Source organism: Xanthobacteraceae bacterium (assembly GCA_019454205.1).
Taxonomy (GTDB): Bacteria; Pseudomonadota; Alphaproteobacteria; order Rhizobiales; family Xanthobacteraceae.
On sequence record CP075369.1, the window covers coordinates 1625955 to 1651083 of the forward strand.

Below are 25129 nucleotides of genomic sequence, written 5' to 3' on the forward strand. Positions count from 1 at the left end.
ATGAAACCTTGGAGAGAAGTGGCTGTACCCCATCAGGACGTGCTTGAAGGCACGTTCCAGCAATCGGAGTTTGCGGCCGACATCACAGCGGTCAACACCGGCAAGGCCAGCCGCGAATATCAGGATGCCGGCGCGTTCTTCGACCGTACCTTCATCACGGAAGGAATGGCGCTCCTGCTGACGCAGGTTGCGCAGCGCCTCGCTGGTCGGGGCGGTGAGCCGGTCGTGCAGCTTCAGACCGCCTTCGGTGGCGGCAAGACGCATACCATGCTCGCCGTTTATCACCTTGCCACCCGCAAATGCGCCCTGTCCGACCTCGCCGGCATCCCCGCGCTTGTCGATCGGGCGGGCTTGATGGACGTGCCGCAGGCCCGCGTCGCGGTGCTGGACGGCACCGCGCACGCGCCGGGCCAGCCGTGGAAGCGGGGGAGCCAGACGGTCAAGACCCTTTGGGGCGAGATCGCATGGCAGTTCGGCGGTGCTGACGCCTTTGCGCTCGTCGCCGAGGCGGATGCGACCGGCACATCCCCCGGAAAGGACGTGCTGCGCGAGCTTCTGGAGCGCCATGCGCCTTGCGTCGTGCTGATCGACGAGCTGGTCGCCTATATACGGCAATTCCCGGAGTCGCAGGCTATCAGCGGCGGCAGCTACGATTCCAACCTGTCCTTCGTGCAGGCCCTCACCGAAGCCGTGAAGCTGGTGCCGCGCGCCATCGTGCTCGCGTCCTTGCCGGAGTCCGATCTTGAGGCGGGCAGTCAGCGCGGCGTCACGGCGTTGCGCGCCCTCGAAAAGACCTTCGGGCGCGTGCAGGCGCTTTGGAAGCCGGTGGCGACCGAGGAAGCCTTCGAGATCGTACGCCGCCGGCTGTTCGAGCCAGTGCGCGATGAGAAGGCCAGAGAGGCCGTATGCCGTGCCTTCGCCGACGCCTATATCGCCGAGGGCGTGAAGCTGCCGGCCGACACGCAGGAACGGCGCTACTACGAGCGGCTGTTGCACGCCTATCCGATCCACCCGGAGGTGTTCGACCGTCTCTATGAGGACTGGACGACCATCGACGGGTTTCAGCGCACGCGCGGCGTCCTGAAACTCATGGCGAAGGTCATCTACCGGCTATGGAAGGACGACAACAAAGACCTGCTCATCATGCCCGGCAGCCTGCCGCTCCATGACGGAAGCAGCCGCAACGAGCTGACCTACTACCTGCCCGCAGGCTGGGATGCTGTGATCGAGCGCGACATCGACGGCGACCGCGCAGAGACGACCGCTTTGGAGAACAAGGAGCCGCGCTTCGGTCAGTTGGGCGCGGCCCGTCGTATTGCTCGCACGGTCTTCCTCGGCAGCGCCCCGTCTTCGGTCGCGTCCAAGGTGGCTACGCGCGGCCTCGACCGCGCGCATATTGTTCTCGGATGCCTCCAGCCCGGACAGGCAGCATCCGTCTATGCTGATGCGCTCGGCCGGCTCGCCGACAGGCTGCACTACCTCAATTCTTCCGGTGACAAGAGTCAGGACGCAACCCGCTTCTGGTTCGACACCCGCGCCAATCTGCGGCGGGAGATGGAGGATCGGAAGCGCCGGTTTGATGACCGGACGGAAGTACGCGGCAAGATTGCCGAGGCGTTGAAGAAGACGGTCGGCAATGCCACGTCCTTCGACGGCGTACATATCTTCACGCCGCATGGCGATGTACCCGACGATACCGCCCTGCGCTTGCTCGTTCTGCCGCCGGAGACTTGGTATGCCCGCGAGGAAAATCGACTCGCCTTTGAAGCGGTGCTGGAGATCATTGGCAAGAATGGCTCGAAGCCGCGCTATCGCAGCAACCGACTGCTCTTCCTTGCTCCCGATCACGGCGCGCTTTCCCGTCTCAACGACGCAACGCGCGTCGCGCTCGCATGGGGTTCGATTGTCGAGGACGTGAAGGAAGGTCGCCTGAACATCGACCTGTTGCAGAAAAATCAGGCCGAGAAGGAGCTGAAGAGCGCCGAGGACGCGCTGCCGCGCGTGGTCCGCGAGTGCTACAAATGGCTGCTCTGCCCGATGCAGGACGCGCCGGCCGATCCGAAGCCCGGCATCGAGGCGTTCGCCCTGAACACGACCGGCGGCTCTATCGGCGGCGAGATCGAGCGGGTTTGCACCGACAACGAGCTGGTCATCACCACCTGGTCGCCAATCCACCTCCGGGCCAAGCTCAAGGAGCTTTATTGGAAGGGCGGACAGAACGCTGCGAGCGCAGCGGGCTTTTTCGAAGACACCCTGCGCTATCTTTACCTGCCGCGCCTCAAAACGCAGGATGTTCTGGCGCAGGCGATCCGTGCTGGCGCTGCCAGCAAGGACTTTTTCGGCACAGCCTACGGCGAGGTCGATGGCAAGTTCGAGGGCTTCTCCTTTGGTGGCGGCAATGTCGTCTTCGACGACACCTTGCTTCTGATCGAGCCTCAATCAGCTCAAGCCTATGAGGATGCAAACCGGTCAGCACCGTCTCCCGCTGCTCAGGCTGCCGCCACGACCCCGACCGCGAGCGGCGTAGCCGAGGGGCCGAGTGTCTATGTTCCCAATGGCGAGGGCATGTCGCCGGGGCCAGTGACGACCGCGCCTACACCGGCCGCTGCGAAGCCGAAAACCTTCTACGGTTCGGCCGAGGTTCCGCCCGCTACCGCAAAGATGCGTCTTGTGCAGATTGCCGAGGAAATCGTGTCAGTGTTGACATCCGACCCGAACGCAACCGTCCGCCTTGTGGTGGAAATCTCGGCCGAGTTTCCCGACGGGGCCGGCGATGGCGTGAGGCGCGCGGTTTCGGAGAACGCCCGCAGCCTTGGCCTGAAATCGGCCGATTGGGAATGATGGCTACGGGCTATTGTGTGCCCACTTCCAATAGTGGCTACGGCTACCGATAGAGGATTTGCGCGGCGTTGCCGCGCGATGGCGGGCGGCGCTGCGATATGTGGGGTCTCCGCGCCGCCCGCCATCGGTCACGCCCGATCCGGCTGCGGCTGCACTCTGTCGTTCGGGTTTGCCGGACGCTCCATCTCGAAGGCCATCTTTCCGAGTTTCGTCCATGTACCGCGCGCACGTTCGCCGTCCTCGCTGTTGAGCTTTTTCGCCATCCAGATCATCGCGCCGTAGATCATGGCGCGGTCGTCGCTGGTCAGGTCCACGATACCCGCTTTAACGACGAGGCCGCCGAGTTCGATCAGGTGCCGCGTGCGCTTCCGGCGCTCGATCTGCCAGCTTCGCATGTCATGCCGCGCCCGTTGCGCCTGATGCCGGTTGCGCGCCGCCCGATTGCGCTTGAGCGCCGCCAGTGTCGCGGTCAGGCGCTGATGCAGTTCGCCGCGATTTGCTGCGAAAGAACGCCGCGCCACGCTTGGCCCATGTCTCCCGCTTTCCGGTATCGGTGGTTTCCACCAGCGCGACCAACGCCCCGGCCAGTTCGTCGGCGGTGAGGCTGTCCGCTCCGGTGGCGATCACCAATTCGCCAAGCTGCTCCACCTTGCGGGCTTTCAGTTCCCGCGCCTTGTCTTCCAGCGCCTTCAGCTCCGCGTCATAGTCCCGTAGTTTGCGCATGATCGTATCCTTTCCCGGTCGCAAGTGGTTGATGCGGTAAGGATAGTTGCGCGGACGACAGAACGCAGTATTGTTGCCGGGACGGTCTGGCACGGCCCGGTCCCGCCCGAGATTTTTTCGAGGGAGGGCGCGCTTATACGTCGTTCCGACGTGCGCCTGACCGTGCCAATGCTTGATCGCGATGGCGATCTATCATCTTCACGTCAAGGTCATTGGCCGCAAGGCCGGAAGCAGCGCGGTGGCGTCCGCCGCCTACCGCTCGGGCTCGCGCCTGCGTGACGAGCGCATCGACCGCGTGCAGGACTTTTCCAACAAGCGCGGCGTCGTCCATTCCGAGATCATGCTGCCGGAGGCCGCGCCCGAACATCTCGGCGACCGCGAACGGCTATGGAATGATGTCGAGGCCTTCGAGGTCAGGAAGGACGCCCAGCTTGCCCGCGAAGTGGAATTCGCCATTCCGCGCGAGATGACGCAGGCGCAGGGGATCGAACTGGCCCGTGACTTCGTGCAGTCCGAATTTGTCGATCAGGGCATGATCGCCGATCTGAATGTGCATTGGGACATAGCCGAAGACGGGATGCCGAAGCCCCATGCCCATGTCATGCTCACCATGCGCGAAGTCGATGAAGACGGCTTCGGCAACAAGGTCCGCGACTGGAACCGCACGGAGATGGTGGAGCGGTGGCGGGAACGCTGGGCGGAGCATGTCAACGAGCGGCTGGCAGAACTCGACATTGACGCGCGCATCGACCATCGCAGCCTTGAGGCGCAGGGCATCGGGCTTGAGCCGCAAAGCCAGATCGGCGCACCGGCGCAGCGGATCGAGGGCGAAGGGATCGAAGCCGCAGACCGCGCCGACATGCACCGCGAGATCGCCCGCAACAACGGCGCGCGGATCATCGCCGATCCATCGGTGGCGCTGGACGCGATCACACATCAGCAATCGACCTTCACACGGCGCGACATGGCGATGTTTGCGCACCGGCACAGCGACGGGATCGAGCAGTTCAACGAGGTGATGGGTGCGATGCGCGGCTCGCCCGATCTGGTCGAATTGGGCCAAGACGGACGCGGTGAGGATCGGTTCACCACCCGCGACATGATCGAGGCGGAACAGCGGCTGCACCGCGCCGCAGAGATGATGGCGGAACGCGAGCGACATGAGGTGAATGACAGGGACCGGGAAGCCGCTTTGGCCCGCGCCGAGCAGCGTGGCCTTGTCCTGTCCGGCGAGCAGGTCGATGCGCTGGCGCATGTCACGGACGGGCGCGATCTTGGCGTAGTCGTCGGCTATGCCGGAACGGGAAAGAGCGCCATGCTTGGCGTTGCCCGCGAGGCTTGGGAGGCGTCAGGCTACGAGGTTCGCGGCGTTGCCCTGTCCGGCATCGCGGCGGAAAATCTGGAAAGCGGGTCGGGCATTGCGTCCCGCACCATCGCCAGCATGGAACATGGCTGGGGACAGGGCCGCGACATGCTCACCAGCCGCGACGTGCTTGTCATCGACGAGGCAGGCATGGTCGGCACGCGGCAATTGGAGCGCGTCCTGTCCCACGCAGCAGAAGTCGGCGCAAAGGTGGTACTGGTCGGCGATCCACAGCAGCTTCAATCCATCGAGGCGGGCGCAGCCTTCCGATCCATCCACGAACGTCACGGCGGCGTCGAAATCCATGAAGTGCGCCGCCAGCGCGAGGGCTGGCAACGCGACGCTACCCGCGATCTGGCGACCGGGAGAACTGGCGATGCAATCCATGCCTATGACGCGCATGACATGGTGCATTCCGCCGAAACCCGCGAACAGGCGCGCGGCGATCTGATCGACAGATGGGACCGCGAGCGGCAGAGCGCACCGGACAGCAGCCGTATCATTCTCACCCATACCAATGCCGAGGTGCGGGAACTCAACGAAGCCGCCCGCGATAGGATGCGGGAGGCGGGCGATCTTGGCGATGACGTGCGTGTTACCGTCGAGCGCGGCGAGCGCAGCTTCGCCGCCGGGGATCGCGTCATGTTCCTGCAAAACGAGCGCGGCCTTGGCGTGAAGAACGGAACGCTCGGGACTATCGAACAGGTCAGCACGCAGAGCATGACCGTGCAGACCGACGATGGCCGTTCCATCGCTTTCGACATGAAGGACTACGACCGCATCGACCACGGCTATGCCGCGACCATCCACAAGGCGCAGGGCATGACGGTGGATCGGACGCATGTGCTGGCAACGCCGGGCATGGACACGCACGGCAGCTATGTCGCCCTGTCGCGGCACCGCGACGGCATGGACCTGCACTATGGCCGCGACGACTTCGCCAGCCAGGACAAGCTCATCAACACCCTGTCGCGCGACCGGGCAAAGGATATGGCGACGGATTACGACCCGGCGCACGGCTACGCCGAGCGGCGCGGTATTGCCCCCCATGCCCATGATGCTGCCGTTGAACAGGTTCACGTCTTGAACAATGCCGTTGACCGGATCGGCGACATCATCTTCAGCGTGCGCGAACCTCGTGGCGGCGCAGAAGGGCCGGAAAGGGAGACGACCGGCAGGGGGATCAGGCAGGAGATCGAGGCGGTGGCGCAGGACGCCGGAATAGATTCGGAGGATGCCTTGCGTCACGCCCGCAGAATAACGCTCATCCGCCATGCCCATGCCGTTGGCCAGGTCTTCGACGCCGAGGATGCCGGGGGCAAGGCCAGCCCCGCGCAATGGGATGAACTGGTCGATGCCCGCAAGGCATTCGATGCGGTGCGTCCCTATGGCTGGCAGGATGCGGAAGCCGCCTATGCCAAGGATGAGAGCCTTGCCCATGAGGCGGGATCGGGCAAGGTCACTCGCGCCATCCGCGCCCTGCAACTCGAAACCGAAATCCGCACCAGCCCGGAGCGCCGCGCGGATCGTTTCGTGGAACGGTTCCGGGACCTCAAACAGACCGGCGAACGGCAATATGCGGCGGGCAACTATTCCGGCTACAGGGCAGCGCGGGCAGAGATGGGCAACATGGCGATGAGTCTGGAACGCGATCCGCAGATGGAATCCCTGCTCGAAGGCCGCAAGAAGCAACTCGGCGTCAGCATGGATTTCGACTCAGGGATGAGGCTCGGGCGGCAACTCGCCCTCAGTCACGGTCTCGGCAGGGGACGGGGCATCGGATTGTAGAGTGCGCCAAGAATAGTGCCACTCGACACCGAGGGCGCGATTGCCAATTTTGTCCCCTTCGCGCGCAGCGCCAACGTATTTCAGCGCGAGGTCGCGGGCTTCTCTTTTTCCCGATACCGCGCAGCGCGCTTACCATTCATATCAAGGTAACGAATCTCGAAAGCGCGCGATTCATGCACGACCTGGCGCCAACTGCCGCATCCATATTTGGCAGGTAGCTGTTCTGGGAACCGCTCGGCAATCCACTTGCCCGCCTCCGTGATAGATGCCCACCCATCGACAGCCAATTCCTTAGCAGCTTCCCGCAAGGCGCGTACGATGCCTGCGGCAGACCAATCCACCTTGCCGTCCGGGGCATTGCCATTGATGACCAAATCCCGAAACTCATTCGAACGGACAAAGGCATCGGCCAGACGCCGACTTTGTTCCATATGTTCTGCCCACCCGCGAAGCTGTTCAAAGTGTTGGTCGATGCGACTGTAGGCAGCGAGCAACGCCTCGTGAGCGCCACGGCATCCCTCCAAGCTCCAGAGGTCGTGCTCTTCGATGAAGTGGTGAACCAAGCTGTTCCGCAGCAGCACCAATTCTCTAAGTTCATTTTCTGTTCGAGCAAAATCTGTGTCGGATAGGCCCAACTGCATCCGAAAACTGAACGAAGCCGTATCCTCAGATGAATTGATCGTGTCCTTGGGTGCGGTCTGATCGCCGTTGACGACAACATACGATCCGAGGAGATCGCCGATCAGTGTGCCGAGTGTCTTGCGCGCGGTCTCCGTTACGCGCGCCGCTCGGATCGCCTCCAGCGCGTGAGGCGGTCCCGATATTTCGTGATGTGCCACGATTGCCTTGATAAGGCGTTCGTACTGTTGCAGTCGCAGTAGGCATCGACCCAGCAATCTCTGTATTTCACGCTGAATCGTTTGCAGCGCATCGTCCGATAATGTTGTCATCGCGCCGCTCGCCCTCTGCTTTACGCGCCTCACCCATCCACATACAGCGCCAGTATCTGCTGGGCGCAAAGCTGCAAAGACCGCGTAGGTGCGAACTCGGCATCAGTCTCGAATCAGGCCGCAGTCTTGGCCGCAGACTCTCCGGCACACGCGGCATTGACCTTGGCAGAGGCCGAGGTTTCAGCCTGTATGGTTTTCCTTTTTACCGCCGTTTCTACGCTACAGCACTACGAACGGTAAATATCTGTTGCGCAATGACAATCCGTTGCTCTGTCTGGTCTCTGCAATCGTCAAAAACAGCCAGCAGGAGGCAGCGCAATTATGCGTCAACCAGACCGTATCATCCGCTTTAACACCGTCCGCGCTCGCACGGGTCTGTCGCGGTCCACCATCTATCGCAAGATCGCCGAAGGCACGTTCCCGGCCCAACTGAAGATCAGCACCAACGGCGCTGGATGGCGAGAATCCGACATCAACCGCTGGATTGCCGATCCCGCCGGGTGGCGGCAACGCTCGCGCAACGAGTTCGACTTCCTCGATGACTATTGACCGCAGGGACGACGACAAGCCGAAGACAACCCGGCACGCCAAACGACCGCCCACGGCGTCGGAGCAGCTTGAGGAATTGCTGGGCTATCCGTGGCCATTCCCCGGCAGGCCGCCCAAGCACGACCTCAGCACATGGACCGTCACCGATGACTGGCCCGATCCCGTTCCGGTCACGGAAGCTGAAATCGAGGTGTTCGAGCGATGGTTCGGCGATCTGTTCGATGAACTCTTTGGCCCGGACAGTTGAGCCTTTTCTCGTTGCGAAGTGAGTTATAGTGTGGTACATATGCCCATCGTTGGAGTGAACCCGTGATCATAGGCTTTCGGGACGAATGGCTTCGGGCCTTCTTTGTGGACGATGTTCGTTCTCGAAACATCCCGCCCGATCTTGAGGCCCGTTTGTTCCGCAAGCTCCAGATGATCGACGACGCCGTGACCGATCAGGACTTACGCGTGCCGCCCAGCAATCACTTTGAGAAGCTGCGCGGCAATCTGGCGGGTTTCCATTCGATCCGCGTCAACCAGCAATGGCGGTTGATCTTCCGCTGGGATGGCGAGCGCGGCGAGGCGGGCGGGATTTATCTGGACGATCACAGCTACCGATGAAAGCGAGGCGACCATGCTGACCACCAAGCGCAAGCCGGCGACTGTCGGCGAGATATTGACCGAAGAGTTCATGCAGCCGATGGGGCTGACGCAGGGCGCGCTCGCCGAAGCGATGGGCGTCCAGCGCAAGCACGTCAACGAACTATGCGGCAATCGCAGGAACGTGACGGCGGCGACGGCGCTGATCCTCGCCCGCGTGTTCGGCACCAGCCCGGACTTCTGGCTCAACGTCCAGCGGCGCAGCGATCTTTGGGAAGTGATGAACACGCCCAAGGAGCGCGAGCGGGTTGAGCGCGCGCGCCCGTTACAGAACGCCGCCTGAGCGCGGCCAACGGTCCACCAGTTTGGGCCGAGCCACAATTGAGAAGGAGACATTGCCATGACCATACCGCTGCGCGCCGCCCTTTACCTGCGCGTTTCGACGGCGCGGCAGGCCGAGCATGATGTTTCCATTCCCGACCAGAAGCGTCAGGGCGAAGCCTATTGCGAGGCGCGCAACCTGCAACTGGTCGAAACCTTCATCGAACCCGGCGCATCGGCGACCAACGACCGCCGACCCGAATTCCAGCGCATGATCGAGGCGGGCACGTCGAAGCCCGCGCCCTTCGATGTGGTTGTGGTCCATTCGTTCAGCCGCTTCTTCCGCGATCACTTCGAGCTTGAGTTCTATGTTCGCAAGCTCGCCAAGAACGGCGTGAAGCTGGTTTCGATCACACAAGAGATGGGGGATGACCCCATGCACGTCATGATGCGGCAGATCATGGCGCTGTTCGATGAATACCAGTCGAAGGAGAACGCCAAGCACGTCATGCGGGCCTTGAAGGAGAACGCGCGGCAAGGCTTCTGGAACGGCTCGCTTCCTCCTATCGGCTATCGCACCGTCGCCGCCGAGCAGCGCGGCGCGAAGGTCAAGAAGAAGATCGAGATCGATCCGCTTCACGCCGACACTGTGCGGCTGATCTATCGCCTTGCCTTGGAAGGCGACGGCACCACCGGCCAGATGGGCGTCAAGAACATCGTTTCCTATCTCAACAGCCGCCGCATCTTCACCCGTGACGGCGGGCGCTGGGGTATCGGGCAGGTTCACCGCATCCTGACCCGCCGCACCTATATGGGTGAGCATGAGTTCAACAAGCGCAGCAAGACCAAGGAATTGAAGCCGACGAGCGAGATCGTCACCGTTCCCGTGCCGCCGATCATCGACCGCGAGACCTTCGAGGCGGTTCAGAAGCTGCTCAAAGCCCGAAATCCGAAGGTCATGCCCGCCCGCGTCATTAGCGGCCCAACCATGCTGACCGGCCTGATCCATTGCGCCAAGTGCGGCGGGGCCATGACCATCCGCACCGGCAAGGGCGGGCGTTATCGTTATTATGCCTGCTCAATGAAGGCGCGGCAGGGTCCGACCGCCTGCGAGGGCATGGCTGTGCCGATGGAGAAGCTGGACGATCTTGTCGTCAATCACCTTGAGAAACAGCTACTTCAGCCCGAGCGGCTGGAGACTGTTCTTGCCGCCGCTCTGGATCGCAGGGAAGAACACGCCGAGCGCCGCCGCGAGCATATCGCCGAGTTGAACAAGCGCTCAGCCGAGTCGGAATTGCGCCTCAAGCGGCTCTATGACGCTATCGAGTCGGGCATTGCCGATCTGGACGATCCAGCGCTGAAAGATCGCATCGACGGCCTTAAGGCTATTCGCGATCAGGCCAAGACCGATGCAGACCGGGCGCAGGCCATGCTTCAAAACTCGGGGCAGAAAGCCGTCACGCCGCAAATGCTGCGAAAGTTCGCCACGACCGCCCGCGAGCGTATCCGGTTGGAAAGCGGCGGCTATCGCCGCGACCACCTGCGCGCACTCGCCCAGCGTGTCGAGGTCGCGGAGGGCGAGGTTCGCATCATGGGATCGAAGTCCCGGCTGCTACAGACGCTTGTGGCGGGAAGTGGCGTAAACTCAGTGCCCACTCAGGGACTGAAGTGGCGGAGACGGAGGGATTCGAACCCTCGATACGGCTTTTGACCGTATAACGGTTTAGCAAACCGCCGCCTTCAGCCACTCGGCCACGTCTCCGTGGTTCGTCCTATGCCGGAGCGCCCCACGCTTTGCAAGAAGGCCGCATTCCGGCCCATTTTCCTGCGATTCGCATGCGACCATTCGCGCGAAGTTCCGCCGAACGATGGCGCTGTTCGCCGGTTGTTCGAGCATGAAAGGAGCGTTTCGACAGCCCGGCGCAGGGCTTTTTTGCTGTTCGTCATGCCCGCGCCCCATTACGAAAGTATCCAGCTGTCCATCAAATCATGTGTGGAATTTGCGGCGAAATACGAAGCCGCGGTGATGCTGCAAGCGCGGCTGTCACCGAGGCGATTGCAGACAATCTCAAACATCGTGGTCCTGACGCGGGCGGCGTGTATGCGAGCCGGAATGTCGCGCTCGGCCACCGTCGCCTTGCCATTCTCGATCTCAGCGCGTCCGCCGATCAGCCAATGGTCGATGCTGGACTTGGCCTCGCCATCGCGTTCAATGGCTGCATCTACAATTTCCGCGAACTGCGCCGCGAACTCGAAGCGAAAGGCTATCGCTTCTTCACGGACGGCGACACGGAAGTCATCCTGAAAAGCTACCACGCTTTCGGTCCGCGATGCGTCGAGCGCTTCAAAGGCATGTTCGCTTTTGCAATCATGGAGCGAGAAAGCGGCCGCGTCGTACTGGCGCGTGACCGGCTTGGCATCAAGCCGCTCTATTACACGGACAACGGCAAGCGCTTCCGCTTCGCCTCCACCCTGCCTGCGCTGCTCGCGGCGGGAGATGTGGACACCCACATTGATCCAGTCGCGCTACATAACTTTTTGAGCTTCCACGGCGCCGTACCCGCCCCGCGCACCATCTTTCGCGGCGTAAAGAAACTTGCGCCCGCCACCCTGCTCACCATCGAGCCGGACGGCACAAAGCGCGAGGAAATCTACTGGCGCGTTTCCGTCCATTCGCAGGACCGCGTGCTGACGGAAGACGAATGGACGGAATCGGTCCGGGAGCATTTGCGAGCTGCGGTCGAGCACCGCCGCGTTGCCGACGTGCCGCTCGGCGTTCTTCTCTCCGGCGGCCTCGACTCGTCCCTTCTTGTCGCGCTGCTCGCGGAATGCGGGCAGAGCAACCTGGAAACCTTCTCCATCGGTTTCGAGAGCGTCAACGGCCTCGAAGGTGACGAGTTCGCCTACTCCGACATCGTAGCGAAGAAATTCGGCACACGGCATCATCGCATTCCGATTGCAACGCACCGCGCAATTCCCGCGATGGAAGGTGCGGTCTTGCAGATGTCAGAGCCGCAGGTCAGCCACGACGCCATCGGCTTCTACCTGCTTTCGCAGGAAGTCTCGCAGCATGTGAAAGTCGTGCAATGCGGTCAGGGCGCGGACGAAGTCTTCGGCGGCTATCACTGGTATCCGCACATGCTGCGCTCTAACGACCCGGTCAGCGATTACATGCGGGTATATTGCGAACACAGTCACGACGAAATTGCCGACGCCATCGAGCCTTCCCTGTCCGGCGATGACTATAGCCGCGCGCTGGTCGAACAGAGTTTCGGACGCGCGGAAAGCGACCGCCCCATCGACAAGGCGCTGGAGATCGACCAGCGCATCATGAGGATCGACGATCCTGTGAAGCGCGTAGACAATATGACGATGGCCTTCGGCCTCGAAGCGCGTACGCCCCTACTCGATCACGAACTGGTGGAGCTTGCCGCGCAGATCCCCGCCGAAATGAAAATCCGCAACGGCGGCAAGCACATTCTGAAACAGGCTTCGCGCGGCCTCGTGCCGGACGAAATCATCGACCGCAAGAAAGGCTACTTCCCCGTCCCCGCGTTGAAGTTTCTGCGCGGCCCCATGCTCGCTTTCGTTCGCGATGTGCTCAGCCAGCCTGCCGCCCGCACCCGCGGTATTTTCAAGCGCGAATACATTGACCGGCTGCTGAACAATCCGGAGCGCGAGTTGACCGCCAAGGGCAATTCCAAGCTCTGGCAGGCGGCGCTGCTGGAATACTGGTTGCAACTTCAGGCGTCACCGCAGGCTTCGTCGAAAGCCGTATAAACAAAAACCCCGGCGCGATGGCCGGGGTTTTCAAGGTTTCTTGTGGCTTCAGCGATCGAACAACAGTCCGAAAAGCGACGCGCGATAATTCAGGCCGATCTTGACCGTATGCGAATCCAATGCGGCATTAAACGCAAAAGCGGGGTGATCGTAGAGCGAGCCGTAGTCCGAATAGAGATACTCGATCTTCGCCGACCACCGCGGCGCGATGAGATACTCGATACCCGCACCGGCAACCCAACCGACAGCGAACTGATCGCGGCTGGCGGTCGTTGCCACCGAGGCTGAATCGATGTGCGCCCAGGCAAGACCGCCCGTGCCGTACAGCATCACATTATTCATCGTGTAACCGAGGCGGGCGCGAACTGTGCCCATTGCATCGACATCGGCAGTTTCACCGCCAATCGTGCGCTCGATCGAACCCCAGGAGCTGTCGGCTTCGATACCCACGACCCAGTTGCGCGACACCTGCCAGTTATAACCGGTCTGGACGCCGCCGAAGACGCCGCGCAGGTTGAGCGGCGCGGAAGCGAGGCCCGGGATTTCGTTGTCGAACGAACCCCAGCCGTAGCCGACATGCGCGCCCACATAAGGACCGGTCCATCCCGCATTCACGACAGGCGCTTTCGTGAAGTAGGTCGGCGCGCTGGGCACCTTCCAGTTCGCAAAGCGATAGTTCAGGCCGACACGAACCGTGCTGAACGAAAGATCGGAGTCAAAATTGAAGACGCCGTTGGAAACTCTGCTGTCACCGAAGTCTGCGAACAAATATTCCAGCTTCAGGGACCAGTTCGGCGCAAGAGCATACTCAACGCCTGCACCCACGGCGTAGCCGACATGCCAGCGGTCGAAATTGATGACGCCCGGGGCGACCGGCATATCGTTGTTTGCCCATGCGAGACCGGCCGTACCGTAAATAAGCCACGGACCGTTTGCGTAACCAAGCCGCGTGCGCGCAGTGCCGAAGTAATCCGTCTGGCTCGGAACCGGCAAGCCGCCGATGACGGCAGATCCGTTGATGTCGCCGAAGGAGAAATCGACTTCGTAACCGAGCACCCAGTTCCGGGAGAGATGATAGTTGTAACCGACCTGCACGCCGCCGTAGGCGCCCGTCAGCGAGATGTCTCCCGGCCCAATCGCTCCGAGCGCCGTCTCATTCGTGGCCCACGCATAGCCGCCGTGAATACCGATGTATTGGCCTTCCCATGAGAAGGCGGACGGGGGTGCCTTGGTGTAGACCGGGCCTTTCAGGTCGGCAGCGGAAGCTGCGCCCGTCAGTGCAAAAGCAGCCAACCCACACAACAAAACGCGCTTAGTCGCGGCCATGAATCGCCCCTATGTCCAATGGAGGCATGGGGCCTTTTTATGAGAAGCCGGTCAATGGACGAAGCGCTACCCCGCTGGATAAGCAGTCGGCGTAACCCTGCAGCAACAGGCCGGTTAAAATATTGACCTCGCAGGCAAATCCGACGGCAGTCCGGAGCGGCGGATTTGCTCGCTGAACGGTTAGAGACTCAAACCGGCCGCAAGCAAGTTCCCCAATGAAAAACCCCGGCGCGAAGGCCGGGGTTTTCGTTTCTGGATGACCTGCACTTAGCGCCCGGTCAGAAGTTCCAGTAGCGAGGAGCGATAGTTGATGCCCACCCTCACCGTGCTTGCTGTCAGGCTGTCGTCGAACGAAGTGGCCGCGAAGAAGTCGGAGCGCGTACCGAAGTCGGTGTAGAGATATTCGAGCTTGGCAGTCCAGCGCGGCGCGAACGCATATTCGATACCCACACCGCCGGTCCAGCCGAGGTAATAGCGATCATAGATCGACACCAGACCGGGCGCTGCAACGGAGTCCGCATGCGCCCAGGCGAGACCGCCCGTCGCGTACAGCATCCAGCGGTCGGACGTGACGCCGAGGCGCGCACGCACCGTGCCCATCGCATCGACGTCGATGCTCGAAAGCGCGTCGTTGACTTTCAGCGAACCCCACGAAGTGTCGGACTCGATACCGGCAATCATGTTCGGCGAAATCCGCCAGTTGTAGCCCGCCTGGAAACCGGCGATGCCGCCGTCGGGATCGAGGCTGGTGCTCGCCGCGCCGCGGACGGAGTCGAACGAGCCGGTGCCGTATCCGACATGCACGCCGATATACGAACCGCTCCAGCCATCCACGCGAACCGGCGCCTTCACCGGAAATGCCGCGGCCGGCACGTAGGCATCCGCAAAGCGGTAGTTCAGGCCGACGCGCACCGTGCTCAGCGTGAGGTCGGAATTGGCTGCGTTGGCGGCAAGTGTGGAATTGCCGCCGTCCAGATCCGCGAACAGGTACTCGATCTTCGCCGACCAGTTGCGGTTGAGCGCATACTCGACGCCCGCGCCGACGGCATAGCCGATCTGCGCGCGGTCGAAGTTCATGATCGCGGGGTTAAGCGCAAAGGTGCTGGTCGCCCAAGCAACACCGGCGGTGCCGTAGATCAGCCATGGACCGCTCGCATAGCCGAGACGGGTCCGCGCAGTACCGAAGAAATTGGTGTCCACCGCACCACCCAGAAATCCGGGAACGGGTCCGGTAGCGGAAAGATCGACCCACGAAAAATCGACTTCGTAACCGAGCACCCAGTTCGGCGCGATGTGGCGGTTGTAACCGAACTGCACGCCGAAGATTCCGCTCGAAGGCGTGAAGGTCGCGGCCGCGCCGAATGTCGCGATGTCATTGTCGGCCCAGACGTAACCGCCGTGAACGCCGGCATAGACGCCATTCCAGCTAAACGCCGCGGGAGCCTTGGTATAAACCGGCCCCTTGATGGGCACGTCGGCCGCGAAAGCAGCCGTTCCAAAAAGAAATGAACCGGCGAAAGCCAGCAAAAACTTATTCGATTTCACGTCTGAACGCCCCGGAGCCTTGTTTTTTCTTATTGGGCGGCAGGATCACCACACGGTCAATAGGATCGCGGACAAACGGGCGGACTTCCCCGCTATGTTGCCTTTTCGACACAGGGCGCCTTGTGAGGCAGGCCTATACCCCTGAAATGAAGAAGGGGCCGGCGCTTCTGACGTCGCCGGTCCCCTTCCACGAACAGCCCCCGCCCCAAAACCCCAACGGAAGCCGCTATGTGATTTCGCTTAGTGCGTGGTCATCCACTCGCGGGCGGCGCGCTGTGCACTCGCGATCTCGTCCGCGCTCATTTCCGCGGCGATCTCCTGCCGGCACTGCACGGCGTCGCGGTTGCCGCGCGCTGCGGCGAGGTTGAACCACTTGTGGGCCGACACGCGATCCGCCTCGACATCGCTGCCATAGGCGTAGGCCAGACCCAGTTGATAGAAGATGTCCCCGGCCAAATTCGCCTGACCGATCGCTGCGCATTCGAGTTCGAGCAGCCGCGCCATGTCCCGTCTCCATCCTTCACTCGCGGCTTGCTATGCCGCTTCCCCTGTACGGACACCCCGTCCGTGATGGGGAGAGCATGGCGCGAAGATTTGAATCGCATCCTAAGTATCAGGCTCAACGAAATCTGAATGAAATCAGCCCGTTGCGGGGGTATCGGGAATCGTTAAGCAAGCAAATTGCGGAAATGCTTGCGCCTCGAACAACCCGGCAAGGTTCCGGAAAGCATGCCGGTTGCGATTCCGCTCACCAAAGAACTGCCTGTCACGGAGCGCAACAGAAGGTGATCGCATCGCGCGCAGCGTTATGCGGGGGAAACGGTTGTCGCCACAGAACTGTCACATGGGATTTTATCTAAGAGTCCCGTATCCACCCTCCGATTTGAGAGAGAACCCAGCGACCATGAAAATCGCCCGCCTCGCTTTTGCCGTTGCGCTCTGCGCGCTCGTCTTTCCCGCCGCAGCGCAGGATGCCACCAACGCCACCGGCGTTTGGCAGAGCGAAAGCGGCATCACCCGCGTCCGCGTCAGCCAGTGTGGCAACGCGCTCTGCGGCGTGGTCGTGTGGCAGAAAAATCCGGGCAAGGACGTCCACAATCCGGATCCCGCGAAGCGCGATCGTCCGATTGTCGGCCTGCAACTCGTCTCCGGCATGAAGCAGACCGCTCCGGACGAATGGACCGGCTCGATCTACAACTACGAAGACGGCAAGACCTATTCCGGCAAGGTGAAGCTGGCAGGCGCGGCTTCTCTCCAGATCGGCGGCTGCGTGATGGGAGGCATCATCTGCCAGACGCGTACATGGCGGAAGGTCCAGTAAGCGCTGACGTTACGTCAACCTCATTGTTTTTTGCGGGGCCTCACGGCCCCGCTTTTGTTTGCGCGCCCCCCTGATTACGATGGCCGCCAACTACAAAAACCCAGAGAGGAAACGATGAAACTGAAACTCGCCCTCGCCGCATTGGCTTTCGCCGCTGCTTTCGCAAATCCTGCCGCCGCACAGGAAGTGAACGGCACCTGGCTAACGCAATCCGGTGAAACCCGCGTGCGCATCGCGCCCTGCGGCGCGAACATTTGCGGCACCATCGTCTGGACCAAGAACACCGGCGCGAAGGACGAGCACAATCCCAACGCCAACCTGAAGGGCCGCAACCTCGTCGGCATCAACATGATCACCATGAAGCCTGCCGGCGACAAGAAATGGTCCGGCACCCTCTACAACCCGCAGGACGGCAAAACCTATTCCGGCACGCTGACGCAGAGCGGTCCGAACGCGTTGTCCCTATCCGGTTGCGTCGCGGGCATCTTCTGCCGCTCGCAAACCTGGTCGCGCGTGAACTGATGAAATCCGTACTTGTGAAGCAGGCCCTGGCGATCGCGCTGGGGCTTGCCGCTCTCTGCTCTCCTGCGTTCGCCTGCGACAAGCAGGTGTCCGCCGAGCGCATCTCGAAGGTGGTCGCGACCGGCAACATGCAGCGCCCGACGCGCATCTCTGAAGGCTTCGCTGTGGAAGTCACCGAGAAATTCTGGGCAGGCGCGGACGACAAGCAGAAGCAGGAAATCGTCGCGGACGTTTCCTGCACGGTCGGCACCGATACGGTGAGCTTCACGCGCGACCGCAGCGTGCTGCAAACCTACCGCAACGGAAAGCCGCTGTAGCGCCTCAGCGTTTCATTCCCTGACGGAACAGAAGATCGAACGCGGCCTTGTCCTTGGTCGCGTCGATCACCGTCTCCGGGTCCGGCTTGATCGCCATGCCGCGCTGGACGGCGGGCCGCGCCATTACGCGCTCAAGCCACGCCTTCACATTTGGAAACTCGTTCGGGTCCTGACCCTGCCGCTCCCACGGCCGGGTCCAGCCGACGCAAGCCATGTCGGCAATCGAATACTGGCCGCAGAGAAACTTTCTGCCTTCCAGCCGCCTCTCCATCACGCCGTAGAGACGGCGCACTTCGCCGGTGTAGCGGTCGATTGCGTAAGGCACTTTCTCCGGCGCATAGAGCCGGAAGTGATGCGCCTGCCCCGCCATCGGGCCTAAACCCGCCATCTGCCAGAACAGCCACTCCTCAACTTCCACCCGCTTGCGCTCCTCCTGCGGATAGAACTTGCCGGTCTTGCGTCCGAGATATTGCAGGATCGCGCCGGACTCGAACACGGAGATCGGTTTACCGCCGGGACCGTTCGGATCGACGATGGCGGGCATGCGGTTGTTCGGTGCGATCTTGAGAAACTCCGGCTTGAACTGATCGCCCTTCCCGATGTTCACGAACTTGACCTCATACGGAAGGCCGCATTCCTCCAGCATGATTGAAATCTTCCAGCCGTTCGGCGTTGCCCAATAATACAGCTCGATAGGCTTCTGCCTTGCGGCGGGCTTGCGCTTGGCGGAGCGGACCGGGGTTTTCTTCTTACGGGAGCGCTTCATGGTGGCATTCCTGAAAAATTGTTCACTTACCTGACACCGCCGCATTGCACCCGGCAAGCGCGCGAAGCGCAACGCTGTTTCCCGCTACTCGCGCAACGGAAAACGGGTATATGCTTCACGCGCGTTCTAATTGCCGAGGAGGAACCTCATGCTGAAGAAGATCATCGCCGCTGCCATCGCCACGGCGTTCATGGCATCGGTCTCGTTGCCGAGCGCGACCATCGCGCAGACGACCACCACGACCAAGGACGACACCAAGACAAAAAAGACGAAGACGACGAAGAAGAAAGAGCCGTCTGAAAAACAGAAGGCTGCGCGGAAGAAGTTTTCGGATTGCGCCAAGTCCTGGGGCGATCACAAGAAGACGACCGGCGAAAAAGGCCGCAAGGCGTATAACGCCTACATGAAGACCTGCTTGAAGAAGAACACCTGAGTCTTATCCGCTCGCAAAAGCATCCGGCCTGCGCAAGCTGCCGGATGATTTTTTATTGTGTTCTCAGTTCTTCCTTTTCCCGCAAACCGGTTGCCAGCGGCCGCAGTAGCGGGTTGCATCGCGTTCGGAGAACCCCGCCTTCTGCGAACACGCAATGCAAGCATCCAGCGTCGGGCGCAGCGAACAAGGGCGGCACGCTTCGGTGGCAACCTGAAACGATTGCTGAAAATTGATTTCTGCCGGTGCGGGATTGGAAAAGGCGAAAAGAGAAACGATAAAAAACGAACTGAGAATAATCCTCATGGAAAAATCCTCGTTAGTTTCGTGAAGTAGAAGGAATGACATCCACTGGCTTGCCGTAACCGGGAAGCGCTTCGACGCGGCCTTTCCATGCCGAGATGCCCGGATATTTCGAAAGATCGAACCCGCCGTCCGCGGCATAGAAGATGCCGGAATACACCGAGATGTCGGCAATCGTGGGCTTGCCGAGCGCAAGCCATTGTCTGTCCTTGATATAGCTTTCCAGCGCCGCCAAGCCCGCCTCGCCCTCCTGCTTGAAGGCTTCGACCACCGCAGGTTCGCCTTTGCGGAATCCGAGCGCGTAAGCCCGCGACCGGAACAGGCCGGGACATAGCCGGTCGAAATCCCAGAACATCCATTCATTGATGTGTGCGCGTTCGAGCGCGGTCTTGCCGCCGAACTTGCCGGTCTTCTCCGCCAGATATTCGAGGATCGCGCTGGATTGAATGATCGTGTCGCTGCCGTCCTGAATGCACGGCACCTGGCCGAAGCGGCTTTTTGCCTTGTACGCCGGGTTCTGCCCTCCGCCGTTCGGCAGATCGACGATCTCGAAAGCGAACGGCTCCTGCATCAGCGCGAGTGCAAGGCCGACACGATAGGTCGGAGCTGAACGCGGATGGCCGTAGAATGTGAGCTTCGGCATTGGCGTATCAATTCCTCATAAAGATTTTTATTTTTTGGATCGCACAGAACAAAAAATTATCTGATGTGGACCGCTTGTCGAGTCCTTCAGCCTTGTACCTTGCGCGCTGCGAAAGCATCCGCCACAGCAAGCAAGGCTCCAATCGCGTAAGCCGCCGCGGCGAATAGCGGAATCGCCGCGTTACCAGTCCAGTCACCGACCGCCCCGCCCCCGATAGGACCGATCATTTGCCCGATTGCCAGTAACGCCGAAGCGATGCTGAAAGCGCGCGGATAGGTGATGGCGTTGGTGCGGTCGCGAACATAAGCGACCACGATGGTCGGCGTTGCGGCAAGTCCGAAGCCAACCAGCAGCGCGCCCGCGAGCGCGGCAGTGGAAGAATTTCCCGATGCCACCAGCGAACCGGCCGCGCCGAACACAAGCGCTGCCACCAGCGCTAGCCGTTTCACCCGCTCCGAACTCAGCAAAGCGATGGTCGCGAACGACCCGATCATGGATGCAGTGCCAAGCACGGTCCATGTTGCGCCCGTGGTGAACGCGGACGCGCCGATTGCGCTCAGCCGCACGCCCGCGAAGGTCGAGTATGCGAGATAACCGATGCCGAAAAAGAAATAGGCAAGCGTGAGAAACAACCAGCGCGGAGAAAGCATTCTTTCCGGCGTGGCCGCGGCGTTCTCTCCCGGCAAAACCACGCCACCTTTTTCATGGCGCATGTGCGCGGGGGGAAACGCAAATGCCACCGCAAACGCCACCACCGCCGCGAACAGGAACGAAACGCGCCAGCCAATGCTGGTTTCGAGCAGATAGCCCACGCACAAGCCGCTGCCCACGATGGCAACATTCATGCCGCCCCAGACCAATGCACTGACGAGCGGGCGCTGCGTCGCGCTCACCGCTTCATAGACGATGACAAATGTCGCAAGAATCCCGACGCCCGCACCGATGCCGGTGGCAAGCCGGCCCGCGGCGAGAACGTAGAAGCCCGAAAGGTTGACCGGTGCGAACGCGCAGGCCAGCGCGCCTGCAACGATCAGGAGATGCGCATTGCGCGACATCCTCCATGCCGCCATGCGCTTGCCGAGCGAGGGACCGATCAGCGTGCCGATCAGGTAGCCAGCCAGATGAATGGCGTTGAGGCTGCCGCTGGCGAGGTAATCGAGACCGAGGTCGCGCCGGAGCGAAGGCAGCATCACGCCATAGGTGAAGCGTGCAATGCCGACATTGAGCGCAATGCCGACCGCCGCCCACAAAATCAACAAGTAGGGAAACGGCGTGCCGGTTTTGATCTTGTCGTTCAGATGCCGAGCTTCTTCTTGAGAATGTCGTTTACGGCCTGCGGATTCGCCTTGCCGCCGGACGCCTTGATCACCTGACCGACGAACCAACCGAGCATGGTGGGCTTCGCCTTCACCTGCTCTACCTTGTCCGGGTTCTTGGCGATGATGTCGTCGACGACCTTCTCGATAGCGCCTGTGTCGGTGACCTGCTTCATGCCGCGCTTCTCGACCACTTCGCGCGGATCGCCGCCCTCCTCCCAGACGATCTCAAAGAGGTCTTTCGCAATCTTGCCGGAGATGGTGCCGTCCGCAATCAGGTCGACGATGGCGCCGAGCTGCGCAGCCGAGATCGGACTTTCCTCGATGGTCTTGCCTTCCTTGTTCAGGCGGCCGAAGAACTCGTTGATCGTGAAGTTCGCCGCCGCTTTCGGGTCGCGGCCCTTCGCGACTTCTTCGAAGAACGCCGCCGTCTCGCGCTCCGCAATCAGCACGCCGGCATCGTAGGGCGAAAGACCGAAGTCTTTCACGAAGCGCGCTTTCTTTTCGTCAGGCAATTCCGGCAGACCGGATTTCAGCTTTTCGACGAAGGCATCGTCGAACTCGAGCGGCAGCAAATCCGGATCAGGGAAATAACGATAGTCGTGCGCTTCTTCCTTGGAGCGCATCGAGCGCGTCTCGCCCTTGGCGTTGTCGAACAATCGCGTTTCCTGGTCGATCTTGCCACCGTCCTCCAGAATATCGATCTGGCGGCGCGCCTCGTATTCGATGGCCTGTCCGATGAAGCGGATCGAGTTCACGTTCTTGATCTCGCAGCGCGTACCGAGCGCGTCACCGGGTTTGCGCACCGAGACGTTCACGTCGGCGCGAAGATTGCCCTTCTCCATGTCGCCGTCGCAGGTGCCTAAGTAACGCAGGATCGTGCGCAGCTTGGTGACGTAGGCTTTGGCTTCGTCGGACGAACGCATGTCGGGCTTCGACACGATTTCCATCAGCGCGACGCCGGAACGGTTCAGATCGACGTAGGACATCGACGGGTGCTGATCGTGCAGCGACTTGCCAGCATCCTGTTCGAGATGCAGCCGTTCGATGCCGACCTCGAACGACGAGCCGTCCTGCATGTCCACGGTGACGACGCCCTCGCCGACCACCGGATGCTTGAACTGGCTGATCTGATAGCCCTGCGGCAGGTCGGGATAGAAATAGTTTTTGCGGTCGAATACCGACTTCTTGTTGATCTTCGCCTTCAGTCCGAGTCCGGTCTTCACCGCCTGTTCGACGCACTTTTTGTTGATGACCGGCAGCATGCCCGGCATCGCGGCATCGACCAGCGAGACATGCGAATTCGGCTCGCCACCGAATTCGGTCGAAGCGCCGGAGAACAACTTTGCGTTCGAGGTCACCTGCGCATGGATTTCCATGCCGATGACGACTTCCCAATCGTGCCTGTCGCCCTTGAGAAGTTTGGGATTGCGGGTGGGTGCGTTCATGGGCGCCCTTCTACCAAATTGCCGGGACGGCTCAACCCAGCAGCCAGGGCAGCAAAAGCGGCACCAGAATTGCCGTCAGAATGCCGTTCAGACCCAGCGCGATCCCCGCAAACGTACCTGCCAGCGGGTTCACCTGAAACGCCCGCGCGGTGCCGATCCCGTGCGAAACAAGGCCGGCCGCGAAGCCCCTCGCCGCATAGTTCTTCAGCCGCAACAGGTTCATCAACGGCGTCACGATGATCGCGCCGGAAATGCCTGTCATGATCACCATGACGGCCGTTAATGCCGGATCGCCCTGCGTTTTCTCCGCGACACCCATCGCAATCGCCGCCGTCGCGGACTTCGGTGCGAGCGCAAGCGTGGCGAGCTTGCTCAGGCCCAGCCATTTCGCGAGCAGCACGGCGGAAGAAATGGAAACGACTGAGCCCACGATCAGCGCCACGATCATCGGCACGAACATCCGCTTCACTTCCGGCAAATGCCGGAACAGCGGCACCGCAAGCGCCACCGTCGCGGGACCAAGCAGGAAGTGAATGAACTGCGCGCCCGCAAAATAGGACGGGAACGCGGTCTTCGAAACAATCAGTACCAGTGAAATGAAAACCACCGAGATCAGCACAGGGTTTGCGAGTGGATGCCTTCCACATGCGGCAGAGATTGCGTCCGCCGCCAGGTACGCGACCAGCGTCACGGTCAGCCACAGCAGCTGACTACCGGAAAGATAGACCCAGAGATCGACGAGGTTGATCATCGCTTCCCCTCCTCTGGCGTGTCGTTTTCAATCCGCATCAACTTCGCGAGCGCTGCGAATGTAACCGCCGTTGCCGTAAGCGAAAGCGCGATGGAAACGAGAATGATGAGCAGCAGCTTCCATCCCTCGCTGCCCAGCAGCGGCAATTGCTGAACGACGCCAACGCCCGCCGGAATGAACAGCAGCGAAAGATGCTTCAGAATTGCATCGGCAGTTTCGTGGGTCGCTTGTGGCAGTGGCAATTTCGCAAACAGCCAGACGAATAGCAGCGCCAGTCCGATCACTGGGCCTGGGAGTGGCGAGTCGATCGCGCGAACCAGCGCTTCGCCCGCGAGTTGCAGACAGAGCAGAACCGCGAATGCGTGCAGCATCGAATCATCTCCAGCGATGGAGCATTTTCGCGCGAAACCGCTGGTAAATGGAACTTTATGCCTCTCTTCGCGTTGTTCCCCTGTTACCGCTACGAGAGGAGGAACCCATGCAGAAATCGCCTGAACAGCAAACCAGCACAGGCGCGGGCGTCCTGATCCTCGGCGCGCTCCTGATCGCAGGCGCAATCGGCGGCGTATTTCTCTTTCAGAACGATACCTCGCAAACCACTGTGAGCATGAACGCCAATCCGCCTTCGCAAAGTGAACGCGTCACTACGCCGGCGAACGACATCAAGCCGAGTCCAACGGAAATCAAAAAGGAACCCGAACTGAATCCGGAACCCGAATCGGATGCGAACGACGCGAAATAGCGGGTCTGAAATGCGAGCTGGAACCCACCGCTTTCGCAAGCGTTAACCCCGCTCTGACCCAGAGGAGGATGCTTATGGCTTATGATCCGAACGATCCTCGTAATCGTAATTTCGAATACGATCAGTTCAGCCAGCGAACGGTGGATCCGGCACCGGCCGGGTTCAGCACGCTGATCATCGGCGCGATCGTGGTGCTGGGTGCGTTGATCGCATTTCTGATGTTCCGGACCGAACCGGATGCGACACAGGTCGGCATGAACACGCCGCCTGTGACACAGGAACGGCAGACGTTGCCGCCGACCAACACGACGCCGCCTGCCCCGCCGGCCAATACTCCGGCACCTGCGCCGGCCCCCGCAGCGCCGCCGGCGGACAACTAAGCGAAGTTTTTACGTGAACGGCCCGCAGCAATGCGGGCCGTTTCGTTTGAGGGAACGCAGAGCCTTCTTCGGTGTTTACACTCCACAAGGAGAAAACATGGCAACCCGTGAACCCAAGGACCAAGAACCAACTTCCGCAAGCACGATCGGAATCTGGATTCCGATCGCCTTGGTGGCGGCTATCATTGTCGGGTATCTCACCTTCGGCACTGGCTCCAATCGCGAAGTCAATCAGGCGCAGAACCAGTCGACGACGAACCCCACGACGACGACGCCACAGGTGGTTCCGCAGACTAAAAATCCTGCAGCCAACGATGTGAAACCGGAATCGGAGCAGAAACCGCCGCCCGCTGCGGTCACGCCGAAAGATACCGATCCGCGCGTGGACTCGCAGAACTCAAACTAGCGAGCGATAAAAA

27 protein-coding genes and 1 tRNA gene are annotated in these 25129 nt (G+C 61.2%); 15 read left to right on the forward strand and 13 right to left on the reverse strand.

Annotated features, from left to right (window positions below; genetic code table 11):
- Positions 1-2841, forward strand: coding sequence for an ATP-binding protein (locus tag KF794_07980; protein ID QYK43753.1), 2841 nt, complete (start codon positions 1-3; stop codon positions 2839-2841).
- Between the two features lie 128 nt (positions 2842-2969).
- Here the strand turns inward: KF794_07980 and KF794_07985 are convergent, their stop codons facing one another.
- On the reverse strand, positions 2970-3236 hold the full coding sequence (locus KF794_07985; GenBank protein ID QYK43754.1) for a conjugal transfer protein TraD: 267 nt from the start codon (positions 3234-3236) through the stop codon (positions 2970-2972).
- A gap of 1 nt (position 3237) precedes the next feature.
- Positions 3238-3564, reverse strand: a complete 327-nt coding sequence (locus KF794_07990) for a conjugal transfer protein TraD (GenBank protein QYK43755.1) — start codon at positions 3562-3564, stop codon at positions 3238-3240.
- Positions 3565-3745: 181 nt separating this feature from the next.
- On the opposite strand from KF794_07990, the gene traA reads away from it, so the two are divergent.
- Positions 3746-6715 carry a Ti-type conjugative transfer relaxase TraA gene (gene traA / locus KF794_07995; GenBank protein ID QYK43756.1) on the forward strand — a complete coding sequence of 990 codons (2970 nt, stop codon included), beginning with the start codon at positions 3746-3748 and terminating at the stop codon, positions 6713-6715.
- 80 nt (positions 6716-6795) lie between these two features.
- On the opposite strand, the gene KF794_08000 is transcribed toward traA, so the two are convergent.
- On the reverse strand, positions 6796-7566 hold the full coding sequence (locus KF794_08000; GenBank protein QYK46641.1) for an OST-HTH/LOTUS domain-containing protein: 771 nt from the start codon (positions 7564-7566) through the stop codon (positions 6796-6798).
- A gap of 420 nt (positions 7567-7986) precedes the next feature.
- On the opposite strand from KF794_08000, the gene KF794_08005 reads away from it, so the two are divergent.
- The 5 genes from KF794_08005 (at position 7987) to KF794_08025 (ending at position 10831) form a co-directional block, all read left to right on the forward strand.
- On the forward strand, positions 7987-8214 hold the full coding sequence (locus KF794_08005; GenBank protein QYK43757.1) for an AlpA family phage regulatory protein: 228 nt from the start codon (positions 7987-7989) through the stop codon (positions 8212-8214).
- Positions 8204-8461 carry a hypothetical protein gene (locus KF794_08010; protein QYK43758.1) on the forward strand — a complete coding sequence of 86 codons (258 nt, stop codon included), beginning with the start codon at positions 8204-8206 and terminating at the stop codon, positions 8459-8461. Before KF794_08005 ends, KF794_08010 begins: the two co-directional genes overlap by 11 nt.
- 62 nt (positions 8462-8523) lie before the next feature.
- A complete protein-coding gene (locus KF794_08015) occupies positions 8524-8820 on the forward strand; it encodes a type II toxin-antitoxin system RelE/ParE family toxin (GenBank protein ID QYK43759.1) in 297 nt (98 codons plus the stop codon).
- Between the two features lie 13 nt (positions 8821-8833).
- On the forward strand, positions 8834-9142 hold the full coding sequence (locus tag KF794_08020) for a HigA family addiction module antidote protein (protein QYK43760.1): 309 nt from the start codon (positions 8834-8836) through the stop codon (positions 9140-9142).
- 57 nt (positions 9143-9199) lie between these two features.
- Positions 9200-10831, forward strand: a complete 1632-nt coding sequence (locus KF794_08025) for a recombinase family protein (protein QYK43761.1) — start codon at positions 9200-9202, stop codon at positions 10829-10831.
- On the opposite strand, the gene KF794_08030 is transcribed toward KF794_08025, so the two are convergent.
- Positions 10790-10882 (reverse strand) — tRNA-Ser (locus KF794_08030). The genes KF794_08025 and KF794_08030 overlap by 42 nt on opposite strands.
- 227 nt (positions 10883-11109) lie before the next feature.
- Between KF794_08030 and KF794_08035 the strand changes: the two genes are divergently transcribed.
- Entirely contained in the window at positions 11110-12900 is a 1791-nt protein-coding gene (locus KF794_08035) for an N-acetylglutaminylglutamine amidotransferase (protein ID QYK43762.1), read from the forward strand.
- Positions 12901-12948: 48 nt separating this feature from the next.
- On the opposite strand, the gene KF794_08040 is transcribed toward KF794_08035, so the two are convergent.
- From KF794_08040 to KF794_08050, 3 genes are all read right to left on the reverse strand, one after another.
- Entirely contained in the window at positions 12949-14226 is a 1278-nt protein-coding gene (locus KF794_08040; protein ID QYK43763.1) for a porin family protein, read from the reverse strand.
- 267 nt (positions 14227-14493) lie between these two features.
- Positions 14494-15771, reverse strand: a complete 1278-nt coding sequence (locus KF794_08045) for a porin family protein (GenBank protein QYK43764.1) — start codon at positions 15769-15771, stop codon at positions 14494-14496.
- 240 nt (positions 15772-16011) lie between these two features.
- Positions 16012-16275, reverse strand: coding sequence for an SEL1-like repeat protein (locus KF794_08050; protein ID QYK43765.1), 264 nt, complete (start codon positions 16273-16275; stop codon positions 16012-16014).
- 400 nt (positions 16276-16675) lie between these two features.
- On the opposite strand from KF794_08050, the gene KF794_08055 reads away from it, so the two are divergent.
- The 3 genes from KF794_08055 (at position 16676) to KF794_08065 (ending at position 17931) form a co-directional block, all read left to right on the forward strand.
- A complete protein-coding gene (locus KF794_08055; GenBank protein ID QYK43766.1) occupies positions 16676-17092 on the forward strand; it encodes a DUF2147 domain-containing protein in 417 nt (138 codons plus the stop codon).
- A 114-nt stretch (positions 17093-17206) separates the two neighbouring features.
- A complete protein-coding gene (locus KF794_08060) occupies positions 17207-17614 on the forward strand; it encodes a DUF2147 domain-containing protein (GenBank protein ID QYK43767.1) in 408 nt (135 codons plus the stop codon).
- The gene (locus KF794_08065) at positions 17614-17931 is read left to right on the forward strand and encodes a hypothetical protein (protein QYK43768.1); all 318 of its coding nucleotides are present in this window, start codon (positions 17614-17616) and stop codon (positions 17929-17931) included. Before KF794_08060 ends, KF794_08065 begins: the two co-directional genes overlap by 1 nt.
- 4 nt (positions 17932-17935) lie before the next feature.
- Here the strand turns inward: KF794_08065 and KF794_08070 are convergent, their stop codons facing one another.
- On the reverse strand, positions 17936-18697 hold the full coding sequence (locus KF794_08070; GenBank protein ID QYK43769.1) for a glutathione S-transferase N-terminal domain-containing protein: 762 nt from the start codon (positions 18695-18697) through the stop codon (positions 17936-17938).
- A 148-nt stretch (positions 18698-18845) separates the two neighbouring features.
- Here KF794_08070 and KF794_08075 point away from each other — a divergent pair, with 148 nt between their 5' ends.
- Complete coding sequence (locus tag KF794_08075) at positions 18846-19130, forward strand: hypothetical protein (protein QYK43770.1); 285 nt, start codon at positions 18846-18848, stop codon at positions 19128-19130.
- 316 nt (positions 19131-19446) lie between these two features.
- On the opposite strand, the gene KF794_08080 is transcribed toward KF794_08075, so the two are convergent.
- The 5 genes from KF794_08080 to KF794_08100 form a co-directional block, all read right to left on the reverse strand.
- Complete coding sequence (locus KF794_08080; protein ID QYK43771.1) at positions 19447-20073, reverse strand: glutathione S-transferase family protein; 627 nt, start codon at positions 20071-20073, stop codon at positions 19447-19449.
- Between the two features lie 86 nt (positions 20074-20159).
- Positions 20160-21332 (reverse strand): YbfB/YjiJ family MFS transporter, encoded by a 1173-nt coding sequence (locus tag KF794_08085; protein ID QYK43772.1) that lies wholly within the window; start codon positions 21330-21332, stop codon positions 20160-20162.
- Positions 21333-21367: 35 nt separating this feature from the next.
- Positions 21368-22837 (reverse strand): Asp-tRNA(Asn)/Glu-tRNA(Gln) amidotransferase subunit GatB, encoded by a 1470-nt coding sequence (gene gatB / locus KF794_08090; protein ID QYK43773.1) that lies wholly within the window; start codon positions 22835-22837, stop codon positions 21368-21370.
- A gap of 31 nt (positions 22838-22868) precedes the next feature.
- Complete coding sequence (locus tag KF794_08095) at positions 22869-23588, reverse strand: LrgB family protein (GenBank protein ID QYK43774.1); 720 nt, start codon at positions 23586-23588, stop codon at positions 22869-22871.
- The gene (locus KF794_08100) at positions 23585-23959 is read right to left on the reverse strand and encodes a CidA/LrgA family protein (protein QYK43775.1); all 375 of its coding nucleotides are present in this window, start codon (positions 23957-23959) and stop codon (positions 23585-23587) included. The genes KF794_08095 and KF794_08100 overlap by 4 nt, the downstream gene beginning before the upstream one ends.
- Before the next feature lie 107 nt (positions 23960-24066).
- Here KF794_08100 and KF794_08105 point away from each other — a divergent pair, with 107 nt between their 5' ends.
- The 3 genes from KF794_08105 (at position 24067) to KF794_08115 (ending at position 25116) form a co-directional block, all read left to right on the forward strand.
- Positions 24067-24330, forward strand: coding sequence for a hypothetical protein (locus tag KF794_08105; GenBank protein QYK43776.1), 264 nt, complete (start codon positions 24067-24069; stop codon positions 24328-24330).
- 74 nt (positions 24331-24404) lie between these two features.
- Entirely contained in the window at positions 24405-24710 is a 306-nt protein-coding gene (locus KF794_08110) for a hypothetical protein (GenBank protein QYK43777.1), read from the forward strand.
- A gap of 97 nt (positions 24711-24807) precedes the next feature.
- On the forward strand, positions 24808-25116 hold the full coding sequence (locus tag KF794_08115) for a hypothetical protein (GenBank protein QYK43778.1): 309 nt from the start codon (positions 24808-24810) through the stop codon (positions 25114-25116).
- The last annotated feature ends 13 nt before the right edge of the window (positions 25117-25129 follow it).

What these genes read in the sequence shown, in the direction of transcription:
- KF794_07980 (QYK43753.1), top strand. Translation starts at nt 1, where the DNA reads ATGAAACCTTGGAGAGAAGTGGCTGTACCCCATCAGGACGTGCTTGAA.
- KF794_07985 (QYK43754.1), bottom strand. Translation starts at nt 3,236, where the DNA reads ATGCGAAGCTGGCAGATCGAGCGCCGGAAGCGCACGCGGCACCTGATC.
- KF794_07990 (QYK43755.1), bottom strand. Translation starts at nt 3,564, where the DNA reads ATGCGCAAACTACGGGACTATGACGCGGAGCTGAAGGCGCTGGAAGAC.
- traA (QYK43756.1), top strand. Translation starts at nt 3,746, where the DNA reads ATGGCGATCTATCATCTTCACGTCAAGGTCATTGGCCGCAAGGCCGGA.
- KF794_08005 (QYK43757.1), top strand. Translation starts at nt 7,987, where the DNA reads ATGCGTCAACCAGACCGTATCATCCGCTTTAACACCGTCCGCGCTCGC.
- KF794_08010 (QYK43758.1), top strand. Translation starts at nt 8,204, where the DNA reads ATGACTATTGACCGCAGGGACGACGACAAGCCGAAGACAACCCGGCAC.
- KF794_08020 (QYK43760.1), top strand. Translation starts at nt 8,834, where the DNA reads ATGCTGACCACCAAGCGCAAGCCGGCGACTGTCGGCGAGATATTGACC.
- KF794_08025 (QYK43761.1), top strand. Translation starts at nt 9,200, where the DNA reads ATGACCATACCGCTGCGCGCCGCCCTTTACCTGCGCGTTTCGACGGCG.
- KF794_08035 (QYK43762.1), top strand. Translation starts at nt 11,110, where the DNA reads ATGTGTGGAATTTGCGGCGAAATACGAAGCCGCGGTGATGCTGCAAGC.
- KF794_08040 (QYK43763.1), bottom strand. Translation starts at nt 14,226, where the DNA reads ATGGCCGCGACTAAGCGCGTTTTGTTGTGTGGGTTGGCTGCTTTTGCA.
- KF794_08050 (QYK43765.1), bottom strand. Translation starts at nt 16,275, where the DNA reads ATGGCGCGGCTGCTCGAACTCGAATGCGCAGCGATCGGTCAGGCGAAT.
- KF794_08055 (QYK43766.1), top strand. Translation starts at nt 16,676, where the DNA reads ATGAAAATCGCCCGCCTCGCTTTTGCCGTTGCGCTCTGCGCGCTCGTC.
- KF794_08060 (QYK43767.1), top strand. Translation starts at nt 17,207, where the DNA reads ATGAAACTGAAACTCGCCCTCGCCGCATTGGCTTTCGCCGCTGCTTTC.
- KF794_08065 (QYK43768.1), top strand. Translation starts at nt 17,614, where the DNA reads ATGAAATCCGTACTTGTGAAGCAGGCCCTGGCGATCGCGCTGGGGCTT.
- KF794_08070 (QYK43769.1), bottom strand. Translation starts at nt 18,697, where the DNA reads ATGAAGCGCTCCCGTAAGAAGAAAACCCCGGTCCGCTCCGCCAAGCGC.
- KF794_08075 (QYK43770.1), top strand. Translation starts at nt 18,846, where the DNA reads ATGCTGAAGAAGATCATCGCCGCTGCCATCGCCACGGCGTTCATGGCA.
- KF794_08080 (QYK43771.1), bottom strand. Translation starts at nt 20,073, where the DNA reads ATGCCGAAGCTCACATTCTACGGCCATCCGCGTTCAGCTCCGACCTAT.
- gatB (QYK43773.1), bottom strand. Translation starts at nt 22,837, where the DNA reads ATGAACGCACCCACCCGCAATCCCAAACTTCTCAAGGGCGACAGGCAC.
- KF794_08095 (QYK43774.1), bottom strand. Translation starts at nt 23,588, where the DNA reads ATGATCAACCTCGTCGATCTCTGGGTCTATCTTTCCGGTAGTCAGCTG.
- KF794_08100 (QYK43775.1), bottom strand. Translation starts at nt 23,959, where the DNA reads ATGCTGCACGCATTCGCGGTTCTGCTCTGTCTGCAACTCGCGGGCGAA.
- KF794_08105 (QYK43776.1), top strand. Translation starts at nt 24,067, where the DNA reads ATGCAGAAATCGCCTGAACAGCAAACCAGCACAGGCGCGGGCGTCCTG.
- KF794_08110 (QYK43777.1), top strand. Translation starts at nt 24,405, where the DNA reads ATGGCTTATGATCCGAACGATCCTCGTAATCGTAATTTCGAATACGAT.
- KF794_08115 (QYK43778.1), top strand. Translation starts at nt 24,808, where the DNA reads ATGGCAACCCGTGAACCCAAGGACCAAGAACCAACTTCCGCAAGCACG.